Genomic DNA, 16620 nt, shown 5'->3' with positions numbered 1-16620 from the left:
GGGTTGTACCAGACAAAAAACGGCTTGTTGGTCGTCTTCGGATCGTTGCGGTCGAGGAAGTCGACAACCTTGGCTGAAATTTCTTCATCTACCGTTTTCGAGCGCTCCAGAGTCAGCGGGCCCTCATCCTTGCAGGTCTGGTTCTGCGACGAACCATCTTTGGATACACAGGCCAAAACTGGCCGTGGTGGCGTTAAACAAGTGGTAGTCCTGGGGTTGACTGCTCCTGGGAATGGCGCCACCCCTGGGATTGGCTCCGTTTGGCACGGTGGAGCAAAGCCCTGCTGGGTAGGGGACTTGTTGATGTCTGGGAAGCTGACCTGCTGCATGGCGTCCAGGTGATAGAGGTAGCCCCAGAACTCCTGGAAGCCGTGCGCCGTCGGCAATGCATCCGGGTGATCACCTAAGTGATTCTTGCCGAACTCGCCTGTGCTGTAACCCTGGTCGAGCAGGAACTTGGCGAGCGCTGGAGTGCCAGGTCGCAGGTAGGAGGGGCTGCCGGGCAATTGCGGCGGGATCATGCCGGTTCGCAAGGGCGTCATGCCGGTGAAGAAAGCGTTGCGACCTGCCGTGCAACTTTGCTCGGCGTAGTAAGTCATGAACTTGGCGCCTTCATTGGCAATTCGGTCCAGGTTGGGTGTTGTGTCAAACCCCAGCCCGTTCTGATAAGCCCCGACCTGCATCCAACCAATGTCATCACCCATGATGAACAGAATGTTGGGTTTTTTGTCGGCTGCCTGGGTGAGCGTGGGCAATGATGCTCCCAGCATCATGCCGCTGGTGGCCAGCCCCACCATTACTAACTGTTTAAGTCTCATAGCGTGTTCCTCTATCGATTGATATAGGCGTACAGCTACAACTGACTACCGCTGCACTTCACTCGAAATGCGAGAATCAGTAATGATGATTCACCCTCCAGCCTTGCGTGACCGCAAACGTCAGCTATTGGATGGATCAGTCTAGACGAACGATTCCTTCGAGCAGAGCTAACCGTCGCGCCGTGGGGCTGAGCAGAGGGGGAGTGGTATTCGGTCGGCAGGACGCCGAAGGAAGGGTAAGGCTGCGCTAGTTCTGGAACACGTCCATGATAGCTATGGAAGACATCACCCGCAGACTTGTCGGCATCAAACCCCAGAAACGACAAAGCCCTGAAAAATCAGGGCTTTGTCGTATAAAGATGGCGGAGGCGATGGGATTCGAACTCATGGACCTGTTACAGTCGACGGTTTTCAAGACCGTTGCCTTAAACCACTCGGCCACACCTCCGTTTGTGTTGCGGGCGCCATAATACCTGAATGAAACACACTGTCAAACTCTCTGCATGGCTTGTTACAGAGCGTCTGTTATGATCTTTGCGACTGAACGTTTCAAACCAACAGGAGTGTCGCCATGCGCGAACAGGATTACGCAGTTAATAACAGCGTGCAGGCTGAGCAGCTAGAGGTTAGCCGCGTCCTGCGCAACACTTACGGCTTACTCGCTCTCACCCTCGCATTCAGCGGCGTGATGGCGTTTGTCGCTCAGCAGATGCGCGTCGGTTACCCGAACATATTCGTGGTGCTGATCGGCTTCTACGGGCTTTTCTTCCTCACCAACAAACTCCGTGATTCTGCCTGGGGCCTGGTTTCTGCTTTTGCCCTGACCGGTTTCATGGGTTTCCTGCTCGGCCCGATCCTCAACCGTTACCTGGGAATGCAGGGCGGCGCTGAAGTGGTCAGTTCGGCGTTCGCGATGACGGCGCTGGTGTTTGGTGGTCTGTCGGCTTACGTGCTGATCACCCGCAAGGACATGAGCTTCCTGGGCGGTTTCATCACTGCAGGCTTCTTCGTGCTGCTGGGTGCGACACTGGCGAGCTTCTTCTTCCAGATCAGCGGCCTGCAACTGGCGATCAGCGCAGGTTTCGTACTGTTCTCCTCGGTCTGCATTCTGTACCAGACCAGCGCCATCATTCAGGGCGGCGAGCGTAACTACATCATGGCGACCATCAGCCTGTATGTATCGATCTATAACCTGTTCATCAGCTTGTTGCAGCTGTTTGGCATCATGAGCCGCGATGATTAATCGAAGGCTTTAAGTAAAAAACCCGCTCAGGCGGGTTTTTTATTGCCTGCGAYTCAGCTCATTCAGTCAATGACAATGCTGCCGTCGGCCTGTTGGCGGTAGATGGTGTAGGGCAGCAACAAGGTGTCGAGTGCGCCGGACATGACCACGTCGAGCAGTGCAATCGCTGGTGCATCGGTGTGGTCTTGCGCATCAAGGCCTTTTTTCAGCGGCGCATTCAAACTGCAAAAATCATAGGTCACACCGCTGTAGATTCGCGGAACGGAACCACAATAGCTCTTCTGATCCTTGAGGCTGTCAGCCGCCACTTCGTCACCGCGCACCACCGTTTGAATCGTGCCACAGCCCGCCAGCATCAGCACCGCCAGTAGCATTGCCTGAGTTTTCATAAACCGCCAATCCCTCGTCGGAAAACCTCAATCTACGCGAATGCCAAACAAACTTCACTCATGCCATCGGGGGCAACCGGCGCTTGACCGGGGTCTTCTTGACGATCGCCGTATTGGTTTCAGCGTGGGTGTTCAGGCGGTCGAGGAGGGTGTCCAGTTGTTCCATGGATCGCACGTGCAGGCGCGCAATGAAGCAGTCGTCGCCCGTGACTTTGTCGCACTCGGTGAATTCGGGGATGGCCTGAATCTGCCGCTCCACTTCCTGCAACTGACCCGGCAGCGGGCGAATCCGCACGATGGCCTGGAGTTGATAACCGAAGCACTTCGGGTCGATTTCCACGGTGTAGCCCTTGAGCACACCGCGTTCTTCGAGACGGCGCAAACGCTCGGCGACACTGGGCGAGGACAAGCCGCTGAGGTGTGCCAGCGCCTTGAGCGAGCGCCGTGAGTCTTCCATCAAGGCGCTGATCAGCACTTGGTCAATATCGTCAGTCATGGCGAACCCCTGTAAGGCAGTTGATTAAAACCGCCTTGATAAAAAAGGCAGAAACCGAGTTTAGCCTGCTTTTTGCGCTGGAGAAGCCCCCTGGCGGATTGGCATACTTTGCGCTCAAACACAGGAGTCTGAAGATGGACARATCAATTCGTCGTGGCTCATTCGAGATGACCGCCGCCATGCTGATCTCCGGGACCATCGGCTGGTTCGTGCTGGTGTCCGGGCAACCGGTGCTGGACGTGGTGTTCTGGCGTTGCCTGTTCGGGGCTGGCACCTTGTTGCTGATTTGTGCGGCTTTCGGCTTTTTGCGCCCCGGCATTCTGACCCGTACCACCTTCCTGCTGGCAGTAATCAGCGGCGTGGCGATTGTCGGTAACTGGGTGCTGCTGTTTGCGTCGTATTCCCGCGCGTCGATTGCCATTGGTACGGCGGTGTACAACGTTCAGCCGTTCATGTTGGTGGGGCTGGCCGCGTTGTTCCTCAACGAAAAGCTCACCCTGCAGAAACTGTTCTGGCTGGGCATTTCGTTTCTGGGGATGCTGGCGATTGTCAGTGCCCATGGCGGGCAGGGCGAGAGCGGCAATGATTACCTGATGGGGATTGGCCTGGCGCTGGGCGCGGCCTTCCTTTATGCGATTGCCGCGTTGATCATCAAGCGCCTGACCGGGACGCCGCCGCATTTGATCGCGTTGATCCAGGTCTGCACCGGGGTGCTGTTGCTCGCGCCGTTCGCGCACTTTTCAGCGCTGCCGCAAGCGCCGAGCGCCTGGGCCAGTCTGGTGACGTTGGGCATCGTCCACACGGGTGTGATGTATGTGCTGTTGTATGGCGCGATTCAAAAACTGCCGACGGCACTGACCGGGGCGTTGTCATTTATCTACCCGATAGCGGCGATTTTTGTCGATTGGGTTGCCTTCGGCCATCGCCTGGAATCGCTGCAATGGCTCGGTGTGGCGGCAATTCTGCTGGCTGCCGCGGGGATGCAACAGGGCTGGGGCTTTAAATCGCGCAAGTTGGCGGCACAGTAAGCGTCAGATGTTCCAGCGCGGCGCGGTCTTGGCCAGTCGCTGGCGCATCTCGCTGATGTTGGAGGCCAACTGGTGGGTCAATAATCGATAGCCGTCCAGTGGGGTGTAGACCGGCGATTCGAGGCTTGATACCGCCGGCAGGTAGACGGGCCCGCTCAGCCGTTGCGACGCACCGGTTTTCAAGGCCCGCGCCATTCCTCTCAGTTGCACGCGGATTTGTCGATGCTCCGCGGTCATCGCTGAATGCAAATGCGCCAAGGCATTCGGGTCGCTGGTATCCGGGCGGGTGTTCGCGAGGATTTCCAGGGTGCTGACGCACATCCGCAAGTTGCGCTGAATGGCATCCAGTTCGGTCATGGAGATTTTCACTTCCTTGGACACCGACGGCATCAGCGAGCGCAATTGCACCATCACGGTGTTCAAACGGCCCATGAGTTTGAGGTGTTCATCATCGCTGACCGACTCGCCATTGATGATGCGCCCGTAGATCGTCGCGCAATCGCGCAACGCATCGGCCAGGTTATAGCGCCAGGAAAAAACCGCATACAGCGGCAGCGCGAAGGAAAACGCCAGTGCCAGCGCAATGCCGATCAAAATGTCCACCCCGCGCCACAGGCCAGCAGTGACCGCGTTGTCGCCATGCCCCGCGACGATAAACACGGTGATGGCGGCCAGTAACGCCGTGTAACCGCCCTTTCCAATGGCGTGATACGAGAAAAACCCGCACACCACCGACATGGCGAAATAAGTCAGCCACGGCATCCCGAGCCAGGCCTGTTGCGCGACCAGCACCAGACCGACACCCGCCCCGATCAAGGTGCCAATGGCCCGCTCCGCGGCTTTTTTGCCGATATTGCCGTGGTGCTGCAAACCTCCGATTACCACCAGCATCGTCACCGACGCCCATTCGCCATGGGGCAAATTGATGCCGGTGGTCAGCAGGATCGTCGCCAGCAACCCGAGCGATACCCGCACCGCGTGGATCAGTTTGGCGTTGCGATAGCGCCGATACGGGTCCAGCAACGGACGCAGCAGTCGGCGCAGCAGCGGTGGCAATCGTTGGCTGAAGGTGCTCAGTCGCTATGTCCTCAGAAAATGTAATCAGTGGTCAGGAAGCTTGAACTGCGTCCGCTGATGATCTCGCTGATCAGGTCTTTATTGGTTTCCTGAAACTTGGTGGCAACCAACGTGCGGATCGAAAACACCCGCAACGCGTCATGTACCGACAACGTGCCCTCGGCCGAGTTCTTGCGGCCGTTGAACGGGAAGGTGTCCGGGCCGCGCTGGCATTGGGCGTTGAGGTTGATGCGCCCGACCTGGTTGGCGAACGTGTCCACCAGCCGGCCGACCGCGACCGGGTTGGTGCCGAAAATACTCAGCTGCTGGCCGAAGTCCGATTCCAGGACGTAATCGATCACCGTGTCCAGATGACGGTACGGCACAATCGGGATGACCGGGCCGAACTGTTCTTCCTGATAGACGCGCATTTGCGTGGTCACCGGGTACAGCACCGCCGGGTAGAAAAACGAGGCGCGAGCCTGGCCGCCGTTGGGGTTGACCACCTTGGCCCCTTTGCTTTCGGCGTCCGCCACCAGCGAATGCAGGTAATCGACCTTGCCCGACTCGGGCAGCGGGGTCAGCGCCACGCCGCTGTCCCACGGCATGCCGGGTTTGAGGCTGGCGAGCTTGGCGTTGAATTTCTCGATGAACGCCTCGACCACGTCTTCGTGGACAAAGAGGATTTTCAGCGCAGTGCAGCGCTGGCCGTTGAACGATAGCGAGCCGGTCACCGCTTCGCTGACTGCGTTGTCCAGATCGACCTCTGGCAAGACGATGCCGGGGTTTTTCGCATCGAGGCCCAGCGCCGCACGCAAACGGTGAGGTTTTGGGTGAAGTTTTTTCAGGTCGCTGGCGGCTTTGTTGGTGCCGATAAACGCGAAAATATCGATCTTGCCGCTGGCCATCAGCGCGCTGACCGTCTCGCGGCCGCTGCCGTAGATCACATTGATCACCCCGGCCGGGAAGCTGTCGCGGAACGCTTCCAGCAGCGGTCGAATCAACAGCACGCCGAGCTTGGCTGGTTTGAACACCACGGTGTTGCCCATGATCAGTGCCGGAATCAGCGTGGTGAAGGTTTCGTTCAGCGGGTAGTTGTAAGGGCCCATGCACAGGGCGACGCCGAGCGGAACGCGGCGGATTTGGCCGAGGGTGTCCTGCTCCAGCTCGAAACGGCTGGAGCGACGGTCGAGTTCCTTCAAGGCATTGATGGTGTCGACGATGTAATCACAGGTGCGGTCAAATTCTTTTTCCGAATCCTTGAGATTCTTGCCGATCTCCCACATCAGCAACTTGACCACCGCCTCGCGCTGTTGGCGCATGCGCCCCAAGAATGCTTCGACGTGCTGGATGCGTTCGGCGACTCGCATGGTCGGCCACAAGCCCTGGCCACGGTCGTACGCTCGGACGGCGGCGTCCAGTGCAGTCAGCGCGGTGTCGGCATCCAGCAGCGGGGTGCTGCCGAGTATTACTTGCTCGTCGCCATTCGCGCCGGTCAGGTACACCGGGCTACGGACCTGGGCGAGAGGCCCGGACCAGGTTTTCAGTTGGCCATCGACCAGGTACTCACGCTGCTCGGTCTGGCCGTCGAGGCGGTACTTTTCCGGGATGTCGGCCAGGCTCGGAAACAGGTTGTCGAGAATATTGGCTGTGGTCATGTCGCTACCCCCTTCGGATTAGGTGATGCCTTGGTGAAACGTTTTAGCAGACCTCGGCCTCGCTTGTCATGACTCATCTTGGTGATTTGCGGCGCAGCGAGATCGCGCAGGACTTTCCCGGCACGTGGGTCATGGCCTCAGAAGCCCCCCTTGTTGGCCCCCAATGCCCTCAACCTGCCCACACGGTGTGCTTTAGTGTTGAGCTCTCCTTGATCAAAACAAAAACAGTGCATCCGGCTGACCGGGCACCCAATGAGAGGACCGCCATGCGGGCACGCCGATTCACTGAACAGCCTAGCCTTTGTTTTGCCCTGATGGTGTGCGTCTTCGCGGCGTTGCTCGCAGGGTGTGGCGAAGAACCAAAAAGCCCGGCCACGTATAGCGAAGCGGCCACCGCCCGGCCCGCAGACACCGAGCTGGCGCAGGTCTATGACAACAGTTGCAAGCTTTGCCACGCCAACCCGGCAGCCGGGGCGCCGTTGACCGGCGACAAGAAAGCCTGGGAACCCCGGGTCTTGCAGGGCGCGGACACGCTGCTCGATCACGCGATCAACGGCTACAACGGCATGCCGCCAATGGGCATGTGCATGCAGTGTTCGCAAGAACAGTTCCTGGCGCTGATTGCGTTCATGTCCGGCCAGCACATCCAACAATAAGAACGGCAGGGTGCGATTCATGACGATGGACTTAACACGGCGTCAGTTGTTGCAACGGGCGAGTGTCATTGGTGTTTTTACCGCGCTCGGCTCAACGCCTGCGCTGGCCGAATTTCTGCGCGCGCCGCGGCTGATTCCCTGGCGGAACTGGTCGGGGGGCCAGAGTTGCCTGCCGGCAGCGCGGCTGGCGCCCAAGAATCTGGATGAGTTGACCCATGTGGTGCACCAGGCCCCCGGCAAGATTCGCCCGGTGGGCTCGGCGCACTCCTTCAGCGCGCTGGTGCCCACCGACGGCACATTGCTGTCATTGAGTTATTTCACTGGGTTGCTCGATCACGACGCGAAAACCCTGCAAGCCGAGTTCGCCGCGGGTACGCCGATGTCACGCATGGGCACCCCGCTCAAAGACATCGGCCAGGCCCTGCAAAATATGGCCGACATCGATTACCAGACCCTCGCTGGCGCGATTTCCACATCGACCCACGGCACTGGTAAGAACTTTCAGTCCTATTCTGCCCACGTCTGCGGCCTGCAGTTGGTTACCGCCAATGGCGAGGTGCTGGACTGCGACAGCATGCGACACCCTGAGGTTTTCAGCGCGGCGCGGGTGTCCCTGGGCGCGCTCGGAGTGGCGACGAAAATTCGTCTGCAAAACCGCCCGGCGTATCGCTTGAGAGAACGCCAGTGGGTCGCCAAGACCGAAGAATTACTGGAAGACATCGACAAGAACACCCGGGAAAACCAGCACTGGGAAATGCAAGTGGTCACTCATTCCGACTACGCCTTGTCGGTCGCCCTGAACGAAACCACCGACCCGGCCACACCGCCGATCCCAGCAGATGAGGAGGGCGGTAACGAATTCGTGACCTTGATCGAAAAGCTCGACAAGTACGGCAGCGACTTCCCGGACCTGCGCCACACGATGCTCAATAGTTTGCGCCACATCGCCAGCTTCGATGACCGGGTGGGCGACTCGTTCGACATCTACGCCAACGTGCGCACGGTACGTTTCAACGAAATGGAGTATTCAGTGCCGGCCGAACACGGCCCGGCATGCCTGCGTGAGATTCTCAAGCTGATCCGGGACAAAGACCTGCGCACCTGGTTTCCGATTGAATACCGTTACGTCAAGGCCGACGACATTCCCTTGAGCATGTTCGAAGGCCGCGACAGTTGCTCGATCTCGGTCCACCAGCATTATCAGATGGATCATCACAACTTCTTCGCCGCCATCGAGCCGATTTTCTGGAAGTACAACGGCCGGCCGCACTGGGGCAAGGTGCACACCCTCAACGCGAAACACCTGCAGCCGCTGTACCCGCGCTGGCAGGAGTTCCTTCAGGTTCGACAGGAGCTCGACCCCAGCGGCAAATTTCTCAATGCGCACTTGTCATCGATCCTGGGGGTGAGCTAATGGCCTTCAATCGCCGCCACTTTCTGATCGGAACCGCCGGCGTCGGCGCGTTGTTGGTGGGTGTCGGGGCGTGGTTGCGGCCAAGTGATCGAGGCGCGCCATACAACGATTATTTTCGTGCACTGAACCGTGAACTCAAAGAGCACGGGCCGATGCGCCCGGTGATGCTGATCGATCTTGACCGGCTGGATCACAACATCGATGTGGTGATGCAGTCGGTTAAACGCGGCGGCAAGCACCTGCGGCTGGTGGAGAAGTCGTTGCCGGCGCCTGGGTTGTTGACCTACATCGCCAAGCGCGCCGACACGCAGCGGTTGATGTCGTTTCATCAGCCGTTTCTCAATCATGATGCGACACTGTTTCCCGAGTCCGACATCCTGTTGGGCAAACCTTTGCCGGTGCGCTCGGCGCAACTATTTTATCAGTCGCACAAGGGCGCTTTCGACCCGTCGAAGCAGTTGCAGTGGTTGCTCGATACGCCTGAGCGACTGGAACAATACCTGGCACTCGCGCAGGGATTGGGTACGCGGTTACGAGTGAACATTGAGTTGGACGTGGGTCTGCATCGTGGCGGTGTCGGTGATCTGGCGGTGCTGCGGCAGATGCTGACGCTGATCAGCCAGCACCCGCAGCACCTGGAGTTCGCCGGGTTTATGGGCTACGACCCGTTTGTCGGTATGGGTGTGCCGGGGATTCTGGGGTCGTCCGAGGAGCTGTTCGCCAAGGTCATGGTGATTTACAACCGTTGCGTCGACTTCACCCGCCAGCAATACCCCGGTCTGTGGCACGAAGGGCTGACTCTCAACACGGCCGGCAGCCCGAGCTATCGCATGCATGAGCACGAACAACTCAGCAGCGAAGTCTCGGTGGGCACGGCGATGCTCAAACCCACGCATTACGATTTGCCGTCGCTGCTGGAGCATGTGCCCGCCGCTTACATCGCCACGCCGGTGTTGAAAAGCGCCGGGGCGGTGAACATCCCGGCGCTGGATGACAAGTCCCGACTGTTTTCGTGGTGGGACACCAATCAGCGCGAGACGTTTTTTATCTATGGCGGAAACTGGATGGCAGAGTTCGAATCGCCACCGGGGTTGCAAAGTAACGGGTTGTACGGCCGCAGTTCGAATCAGGAAATAGTCAATGGCTCGGCGGCGGTGGGGCTGGGGGTTGAAGATCAGGTGTTTTTAAGGCCGACCCAGACGGAGTCGGTGCTGTTGCAGTTTGGGGATTTGCTGGCGGTTCGGGGTGGGCGGATTGTTGATACCTGGCCGGTGTATTCCTGAAAGCTTTTTGGTGCTTTTTCTGACGCTTTCGCGAGCAAGCCCGCTCCCACATTTGACCGAGTCCTGTCAGGGGAATGCGGTCAAATGTGGGAGCGGGCTTGCTCGCGAAGGCGTCAGTTCAGTTAAAACGCATAGGGAATACTGACCTTGGCCCAAAGCATTTCCCCTTCAGGCCGGTTCTCCACATCAAACTCCTTGGCCCAGCGGATCTCCGCGCTGGCGTACTTCAAAAAGGTCAGGTGCAACGCCGGGCCAATCGCAAACACCTGCCCGCGCACCCCGTCGTTCACGTCCTCGCCATTAAACTGCACGGTATGGCCGAACTGTTTGTCGTCGGTGGTTTGCTTGAGGTAGTAGCCGTTCAAACCGAGCATCAGGTTGTCGGTGATTTTGTAGCTGGCCGAATAGTCGAAGTGGAAAATCTGCCCCGACTCGTAATCGGTGTCTTTGTTTTTCCCGTTGAAGCTGTACGTCGTCTTCACCGACATCTCGGTGTTTTCCGATGGCAGCCAAGTGAAGGAGAACAGCGGTTTGTAGGTGTAGAAGTTGTTGCTGGTGTTGGCCAGGCGATCGACCGCGTATTCGCCGGTCGGCACGGTGATTTCAAGCGCGGCGCCCAGGGTCAGGGTTGGGCCCATGTCCCAGAGAATGATCGGCGCGACGGTGGTGTCGCCCATACCTTCGCGGGTGTCGTGCAAGCCAAACACCGAGACTTCCTGCTTGAGCCAAGGCTGCCCAATGTATGCCGCCACCCGGCCACCAAACACCCGCAGCGGACTGAGGTAATCGAGGCGCGGAATGACCGCCGTGGATTCGATGTCGACTTGCGGCACCTTGCCACCGAGCGAGCTGATATTCAGCTTCGTCGACGTGTAGTGGTTGTAGTAGAGGTTGAACACCAGCATGTTGGCCGGAAGGCTGTCGGGCGACAGCGGCAACATGAAAAAACCGTCGGTGCCGGGGCCGATGTTGTCCACGCCTGCCTCGGTGGCCAGTGCCGGCTGTATGGCACAGAGCCCGGCCAGGCTGATGACCAGTAGGGGAAATGTCGTGCGGGTCGGGATCATGGGCGTACTCATTATTATTGTTAGCGGGCTTTCCTGCGTCCATACGAGGGCCGCAACATAGAAATAAGCTGTCTGCGCTGCACAAGGCAGGGTTTTGGCGGCCATTTAGGGGGACTTCTGCGGACAGCCGTTAACCCCTGTGCTAACTTCCGTCGACATAACCGGTAACAAAAATAAGAATGCAGCTTGATCCGGAATGTATATCCCCATGCAAATGAAAGTGATTGATCCCACCTTTGAACTGGCGCTCGTGTCGCCATTTCTCCTGCAAACACTGGCCGAAGTCGCGGAGCAAAAAGGCGTCAACCCCGACAGCTTGTGCCGAGGGCTGGGCTTCACCTTTGAAGATCTTCAGGATCCGGCGCAGCGTATTTCCTATCGCCAGGCCGTGGCGATGATTCAGCGCTCGCTCAAAGTCTTGCCCAATCAGGGGTTGGGTTTGTGGGTCGGGGCGCAGAATGTGCTCGGCACGCTGGGGTTGCTTGGGCATGTGTTGTCGCTGTGCAAGACCCTGCGCGATGCCTTTGAACTGGGCATTCGGCATCAGCACACCTCCGGCGGGATTGTGGTGTCGAGCGTGGAGGAGGCGAGTGATCGGGTGTTTGTCGACGCCGAATGCCGCTTGCCGTTCGCCGATGTGCAGTTGTTTGCGGTCGAGGAATTCTTCGCCAGTCTGCTGGTGTACGGCCGGGCGCTGGTCGGGGCGGATTTCAAGCCGATGGCGGTGGAGTTCATGCACGCTGCGCCGGACTACCTCAGCGAGTATTCGCGCCTGCTGGGGCCGGACGTGCGTTTCGGCTGTCTGCAAAACCGCATGGTGATCTCGGCGCATTGGCTGGATGTGCACTTGCCCAATCACCATTCCCTGGCCCTGCGTCAGGCCGTGAAACTGCTGGAGCTGGAAGCCACGCAGGTGCACCAGAAAATGGACTTGATCCAGGCGGTGGAACGGGCCATTGCCCGGGACCTGACCGAGGGCAGCCATATCGAGAAAATCGCTGGCGACCTGAACATGAGTAGCCGCACCTTGCGTCGCCGCCTCACCGAACACGCGCTGACGTTCGAGACGCTGCTGGAGCAAGTACGCCAGGCCCGCACCATGGGACTGCTGGCCAACCCTGACATGTCCATTGAACGCATCACCGAAGAAGTCGGCYATAGCGACGTGCGCAGTTTCCGCCGCGCCTTCAAACGCTGGACCGGCATGAGCCCGAGCGCGTTCCGCAACGAAAGCCCAATACTCGATCCCCTGTAGCAGCTGMCGAGCARCGCGAGGCTGCGTTCGGCTGCGMAGCAGTCGTAAATCAGGCGCTGCCGCTATATCAGCAATAGTCGCGAGTCCGAACATACGACTGCTTCGCAGCCGAACGCAGCCTCGCGCTGCTCGGCAGCTGCTACGGGGCGATGTGCACAATTCACGGCTGCCCGAACGCAGCCTCGCGCTGCTACGGGGCGGTGTGCACAATTCACGGCTGCCCTAACGCAATCTCGCGCTGCTCGGCAGCGGCTACGGGACGGTGCACACAAACCCGCGTGCTCCGGTTAAACTCCATGCTCTTTATCAAGGAGTTCATATGAGTTATTACCAGCCGGGCATTCTCGCCACCCCCGTTCCGCCTCAAGCCCGCCATATGTTCTTCGCCCTCGAATCCGCCGAAGCATTGCCGGTCGCGCTCGACAACTTGATGCGCCTGGTGGACGGGAAGTYGGCTGTCGTCGGTTTCGGGGAGTCGCTGGTCAAGGCGTTGCACGCGCAGGTCGATGGGCTGCGTGCCTTTCCGGCGCTGGCCGGGGTTGGTGTCGATAACCCGTCGACTCAACATGCCTTGTGGTGCTGGCTGCACGGCGTCGACCGGGGTGAATTGCTCAATCGCAGCCAGGCCATCGAAACCGCTCTGGCGCCGGCCCTGCGCCTGGTGCAAATGAACGAAACCTTCCGCCACAAGACCGGCCACGACCTGACCGGTTACGAAGACGGCACGGAAAACCCGCACGACGAAGCCGCTGTCGCCGCTGCACTGTTGAGCGAAGGCACGGACGGTCTGGTTGGTGGCAGCTTTGCCGCGATCCAGCAGTGGCAGCATGACCTCAAAGGCTTCCACGCGATGCCGCCCCATGAAAAGGACAACATCATGGGCCGTCGTTTGAGCGACAACGAAGAACTCGACGACGCGCCAGTCTCGGCCCACGTCAAGCGCACCGCCCAGGAAAGCTTCGCCCCCGAGGCGTTCGTCGTCCGTCGTTCAATGCCGTGGATCGAAGGTGATCGCGCAGGCCTTATGTTCCTCGCATTCGGCTTTTCCCTCGACGCCTTCGAAGCGCAACTGCGGCGCATGAGCGGTCTGGAAGACGGCATCACCGACGGCTTGTACCGCATCAGCCGACCGATCACTGGCGGCTACTACTGGTGCCCACCGCTCAAGGACGGTCAACTGGACCTGCGCGCCTTACGCATCGCTTAACCCTCAGCGCACCAGAACCTGTGGGAGCGAGCCTGCTCGCGAAAGCGTCGGTACAGTCAGCAATGATGTTGGCTGACACCACGCTATCGCGAGCAGGCTCACTCAGGGATAGCGCAGCGAATCTAACCTTATGCTCAAACAGTATTTCTCAACCCTTAGTGGGCATCTCTAAGATCACGTCATAACTCGTTATAACAAGTGATCTGTCATGACTGATAACGTTCTATCCCTCAGCAGCGTCCCTCTGCACACCCAACTGCGTGACGTACTGCGCGCCCGCATCCTCGACGGTGAATACCCGCAAGACAGCCAAATGCCTTCCGAAAGCGAACTCGGCGTGCTGTTCAAAGTCAGCCGCATCACCGTTCGCCAAGCCTTGGGCGATCTGCAGAAGGAAGGGCTGATCTTCAAGATTCACGGCAAAGGCACCTTCGTCGCCAAACCGAAAACCTTCCAGAACGTCAGCACCCTGCAAGGCCTTGCCGAGTCCATGACCGGTCGCGGCTACGAGGTGATCAACCGCCTGCGCAGCTTCAAATTCATCGCCGCCGACAAACTCGTCGCCGAGCGCTTGCAGGTCGCCGAAGGTGAAACCGTGGCGCAGATAAAACGGGTGCGCCTGATCAATCGCGAGCCCATCTCCCTGGAAATCACCTACCTGCCCAAGGCCATCGGCGAGCGGCTGGAGAAGGCTGATCTGGTGACCCGCGACATTTTCCTGATTCTCGAAAACGATTGCGGATTGACCTTGGGCCACGCCGATCTGGCCATCGACGCCGTCCTGGCCGACAGCGACCTGACCCAGGCGCTGAACGTCGAACCGGGCTCGCCGATCATGCGCATCGAGCGGTTGACCCACGATGCCAGTGGCCAGCCTGTGGACTTCGAACACCTTTACTACCGTGGCGATGCCTTCCAGTACCGCCTGCGGATCGACCGGCAAAAAGGGGCGCAGGCATGAGCCACAGTTCAGTAACCAGAAGCACGCTGGAGCAGGAATACGACATCGTCGTGATCGGTGGCGGCACCGCAGGGCCGATGGCGGCGATCAAGGCCAAGGAACGCAATCGCGATCTGCGCGTGTTGTTGATCGACAAGGCCAACGTCAAACGCAGCGGTGCGATCAGCATGGGCATGGACGGCCTGAACAACGCGATTATCCCCGGTCACTCGACGCCGGAGCAGTACACCAAGGAAATCACCATCGCCAACGACGGCATCGTCAATCAGGCGGCGGTGTACGCCTACGCAACGCACAGTTTCGAAACCATCGAGCAACTGGACCGCTGGGGCGTGAAGTTCGAAAAGGAMGAGACCGGCGACTACGCGGTGAAAAAGGTCCACCACATGGGCGCCTACGTGCTGCCGATGCCGGAAGGGCACGACATCAAAAAAGTCCTGTATCGCCAATTGAAACGGGCGCGGGTCAGCATCACCAATCGCCTGGTCTGCACCCGTTTGCTGACGGACGAAGAGGGCGCGGTCAATGGTGTGATGGGCTTCGATTGTCGCACCGCCGACTTCCATGTGATCAAGGCCAAAGCGGTGATTCTGTGCTGCGGGGCCGCCGGGCGTCTGGGGTTGCCATCCTCGGGCTACCTGATGGGAACCTATGAAAACCCGACCAATGCTGGCGACGGTTACGCCATGGCGTATCACGCCGGTGCCGAACTGGCGAACCTGGAATGCTTTCAGATCAACCCGCTGATCAAGGACTATAACGGCCCGGCCTGCGCCTACGTCACCGGTCCGCTGGGTGGCTACACCGCCAACAACAAAGGCGAACGCTTCATCGAATGCGACTACTGGAGCGGTCAGATGATGTGGGAGTTCCACCAGGAACTCGAAAGCGGCAACGGCCCGGTGTTCCTCAAACTCGATCACCTGGCCGAGGAAACCATCCAGAACATCGAAGAGATCCTGCACAGCAACGAACGCCCGAGTCGCGGACAGTTTCACGCCAATCGCGGCACGGATTACCGCACGCAGATGGTTGAGATGCACATCTCCGAGATCGGTTTTTGCAGCGGGCATTCGGCGTCGGGGGTGTGGGTCAACGAGCGGGCCGAGACATCAGTGAAGGGTTTGTACTCGGCGGGGGACATGGCGGCAGTGCCGCACAACTACATGCTCGGCGCGTTCACCTATGGCTGGTTTGCGGGCACCAATGCGGCGGATTTCGTGGCCGGACGCGAGTTCTCGGCGGTCGATGCCGAACAGATTGAAACGGAAAAACAAAGGGTCTACGCGCCGCTGGACCGCGAGTACGGTCTGCCACCGGCTCAGGTCGAGTACAAGCTGCGGCGTTTTGTGAACGACTATCTGCAACCGCCGAAAGTCACGAAGAAGATGCAAATCGGCCTGCAACGCTTCAACGATATCCAGCGTGACCTCGATCAAATCAGGGCCCACAACGCCCACGAACTGATGCGCGCCATGGAAGTCAGCATGATCCGCGACTGTGCCGAAATGGCCGCCCGCGCCTCATTGTTCCGTGCCGAAAGCCGCTGGGGGCTTTACCACTATCGGGTCGATCACCCGCAACGCAACGACAGTGACTGGTTCTGCCATTGCCACTTGAAGAAGGGGGACGACGGCCAGATGACCAGTTTCAAGAAAGCCGTCGAGCCTTACATCATTCCGCTGGACGCCGATGAAATGCAAGCCTACGACCGGCTGCGCGTGGGTGCCTTTGCCGCCTGAGCAACATTAAAAGAGAGACCGCCCAATGGCCTATCAGCCCCAGGAAATTTTTTTTCGTTCCAACGCGCCGGTCACGGTCGACGAGGATCTTTGCATCGCCCACAAAGGCTGCACCGTGTGCGTCGACGTCTGCCCGATGGACCTGCTGGCGATCAACCCGGCCACACAAAAAGCCTACATGGTGTTCGATGAATGCTGGTACTGCATGCCCTGTGAAAAGGACTGCCCGACCGGGGCGGTGAAGGTCGAAATACCATACTTGTTGCGCTGAGTGTGAGTACCGGCATCTCTATTGAATGACAGGACGCCTTCGCGAGCAAGCCCGCTCCCACAGGGGAATGCATTCC

The 16620-nt window shown here is 59.1% G+C and carries 16 protein-coding genes and 1 tRNA gene; 10 read left to right on the top strand and 7 right to left on the bottom strand.

Annotated features, from left to right (window positions below; all coding sequences use genetic code 11):
* The coding region (locus AC1DRJ_RS08745) for a sulfatase-like hydrolase/transferase (RefSeq protein ID WP_477801775.1) at positions 1-818 on the bottom strand (818 nt) is incomplete at its 3' end.
* A gap of 360 nt (positions 819-1178) precedes the next feature.
* Positions 1179-1266 (bottom strand) — tRNA-Ser (locus tag AC1DRJ_RS08740).
* Positions 1267-1389: 123 nt separating this feature from the next.
* Between AC1DRJ_RS08740 and AC1DRJ_RS08735 the strand changes: the two genes are divergently transcribed.
* Positions 1390-2061: a Bax inhibitor-1/YccA family protein gene (locus tag AC1DRJ_RS08735; RefSeq protein WP_477801774.1), complete on the top strand. Its 672-nt coding sequence runs from the start codon at positions 1390-1392 to the stop codon at positions 2059-2061.
* Between the two features lie 62 nt (positions 2062-2123).
* Here AC1DRJ_RS08735 and AC1DRJ_RS08730 read toward each other — a convergent pair whose 3' ends face one another.
* Positions 2124-2450 (bottom strand): YceK/YidQ family lipoprotein, encoded by a 327-nt coding sequence (locus AC1DRJ_RS08730; protein WP_477801773.1) that lies wholly within the window; start codon positions 2448-2450, stop codon positions 2124-2126.
* A gap of 58 nt (positions 2451-2508) precedes the next feature.
* Complete coding sequence (locus AC1DRJ_RS08725) at positions 2509-2946, bottom strand: Lrp/AsnC family transcriptional regulator (RefSeq protein WP_059182827.1); 438 nt, start codon at positions 2944-2946, stop codon at positions 2509-2511.
* 134 nt (positions 2947-3080) lie between these two features.
* Here AC1DRJ_RS08725 and AC1DRJ_RS08720 point away from each other — a divergent pair, with 134 nt between their 5' ends.
* Entirely contained in the window at positions 3081-3974 is an 894-nt protein-coding gene (locus tag AC1DRJ_RS08720; RefSeq protein WP_477801772.1) for a DMT family transporter, read from the top strand.
* 3 nt (positions 3975-3977) lie between these two features.
* Here AC1DRJ_RS08720 and AC1DRJ_RS08715 read toward each other — a convergent pair whose 3' ends face one another.
* Positions 3978-5021, bottom strand: a complete 1044-nt coding sequence (locus AC1DRJ_RS08715) for an FUSC family protein (RefSeq protein ID WP_477801777.1) — start codon at positions 5019-5021, stop codon at positions 3978-3980.
* A 41-nt stretch (positions 5022-5062) separates the two neighbouring features.
* The gene (locus AC1DRJ_RS08710; RefSeq protein ID WP_477801771.1) at positions 5063-6688 is read right to left on the bottom strand and encodes an NADP-dependent glyceraldehyde-3-phosphate dehydrogenase; all 1626 of its coding nucleotides are present in this window, start codon (positions 6686-6688) and stop codon (positions 5063-5065) included.
* Between the two features lie 266 nt (positions 6689-6954).
* Here AC1DRJ_RS08710 and AC1DRJ_RS08705 point away from each other — a divergent pair, with 266 nt between their 5' ends.
* The 3 genes from AC1DRJ_RS08705 (at position 6955) to AC1DRJ_RS08695 (ending at position 10041) form a co-directional block, all read left to right on the top strand.
* Positions 6955-7344 carry a c-type cytochrome gene (locus AC1DRJ_RS08705; RefSeq protein ID WP_477801770.1) on the top strand — a complete coding sequence of 130 codons (390 nt, stop codon included), beginning with the start codon at positions 6955-6957 and terminating at the stop codon, positions 7342-7344.
* 19 nt (positions 7345-7363) lie between these two features.
* Positions 7364-8758: a D-arabinono-1,4-lactone oxidase gene (locus tag AC1DRJ_RS08700; protein ID WP_477801769.1), complete on the top strand. Its 1395-nt coding sequence runs from the start codon at positions 7364-7366 to the stop codon at positions 8756-8758.
* Positions 8759-8832: 74 nt separating this feature from the next.
* Positions 8833-10041: a DSD1 family PLP-dependent enzyme gene (locus tag AC1DRJ_RS08695; RefSeq protein WP_477801776.1), complete on the top strand. Its 1209-nt coding sequence runs from the start codon at positions 8833-8835 to the stop codon at positions 10039-10041.
* 122 nt (positions 10042-10163) lie between these two features.
* Here AC1DRJ_RS08695 and AC1DRJ_RS08690 read toward each other — a convergent pair whose 3' ends face one another.
* A complete protein-coding gene (locus AC1DRJ_RS08690) occupies positions 10164-11108 on the bottom strand; it encodes a SphA family protein (RefSeq protein WP_477801768.1) in 945 nt (314 codons plus the stop codon).
* 208 nt (positions 11109-11316) lie between these two features.
* Here AC1DRJ_RS08690 and AC1DRJ_RS08685 point away from each other — a divergent pair, with 208 nt between their 5' ends.
* The 5 genes from AC1DRJ_RS08685 to AC1DRJ_RS08665 all read left to right on the top strand — a co-directional run bounded on the left by AC1DRJ_RS08685 (position 11317) and on the right by AC1DRJ_RS08665 (position 16544).
* Positions 11317-12363, top strand: coding sequence for an AraC family transcriptional regulator (locus AC1DRJ_RS08685; protein ID WP_477801767.1), 1047 nt, complete (start codon positions 11317-11319; stop codon positions 12361-12363).
* Positions 12364-12682: 319 nt separating this feature from the next.
* Entirely contained in the window at positions 12683-13570 is an 888-nt protein-coding gene (locus AC1DRJ_RS08680) for a Dyp-type peroxidase (protein ID WP_477801766.1), read from the top strand.
* A 208-nt stretch (positions 13571-13778) separates the two neighbouring features.
* The gene (locus AC1DRJ_RS08675; RefSeq protein ID WP_477801765.1) at positions 13779-14531 is read left to right on the top strand and encodes a GntR family transcriptional regulator; all 753 of its coding nucleotides are present in this window, start codon (positions 13779-13781) and stop codon (positions 14529-14531) included.
* Entirely contained in the window at positions 14528-16273 is a 1746-nt protein-coding gene (locus tag AC1DRJ_RS08670) for a fumarate reductase/succinate dehydrogenase flavoprotein subunit (protein WP_477801764.1), read from the top strand. Before AC1DRJ_RS08675 ends, AC1DRJ_RS08670 begins: the two co-directional genes overlap by 4 nt.
* Positions 16274-16298: 25 nt before the next feature.
* A complete protein-coding gene (locus tag AC1DRJ_RS08665; RefSeq protein WP_477801763.1) occupies positions 16299-16544 on the top strand; it encodes a 4Fe-4S dicluster domain-containing protein in 246 nt (81 codons plus the stop codon).
* The last annotated feature ends 76 nt before the right edge of the window (positions 16545-16620 follow it).

Source organism: Pseudomonas sp. P5_B2 (assembly GCF_056400445.1).
The sequence above is the reverse complement of the archived record's forward strand: the minus strand, read 5'-3'. Positions and strand labels throughout refer to the sequence as shown.

What these genes read in the sequence shown, in the direction of transcription:
- AC1DRJ_RS08705 (WP_477801770.1), top strand. Translation starts at nt 6,955, where the DNA reads ATGCGGGCACGCCGATTCACTGAACAGCCTAGCCTTTGTTTTGCCCTG.
- AC1DRJ_RS08690 (WP_477801768.1), bottom strand. Translation starts at nt 11,108, where the DNA reads ATGATCCCGACCCGCACGACATTTCCCCTACTGGTCATCAGCCTGGCC.
- AC1DRJ_RS08735 (WP_477801774.1), top strand. Translation starts at nt 1,390, where the DNA reads ATGCGCGAACAGGATTACGCAGTTAATAACAGCGTGCAGGCTGAGCAG.
- AC1DRJ_RS08710 (WP_477801771.1), bottom strand. Translation starts at nt 6,688, where the DNA reads ATGACCACAGCCAATATTCTCGACAACCTGTTTCCGAGCCTGGCCGAC.
- AC1DRJ_RS08675 (WP_477801765.1), top strand. Translation starts at nt 13,779, where the DNA reads ATGACTGATAACGTTCTATCCCTCAGCAGCGTCCCTCTGCACACCCAA.
- AC1DRJ_RS08725 (WP_059182827.1), bottom strand. Translation starts at nt 2,946, where the DNA reads ATGACTGACGATATTGACCAAGTGCTGATCAGCGCCTTGATGGAAGAC.
- AC1DRJ_RS08730 (WP_477801773.1), bottom strand. Translation starts at nt 2,450, where the DNA reads ATGAAAACTCAGGCAATGCTACTGGCGGTGCTGATGCTGGCGGGCTGT.
- AC1DRJ_RS08700 (WP_477801769.1), top strand. Translation starts at nt 7,364, where the DNA reads ATGACGATGGACTTAACACGGCGTCAGTTGTTGCAACGGGCGAGTGTC.
- AC1DRJ_RS08665 (WP_477801763.1), top strand. Translation starts at nt 16,299, where the DNA reads ATGGCCTATCAGCCCCAGGAAATTTTTTTTCGTTCCAACGCGCCGGTC.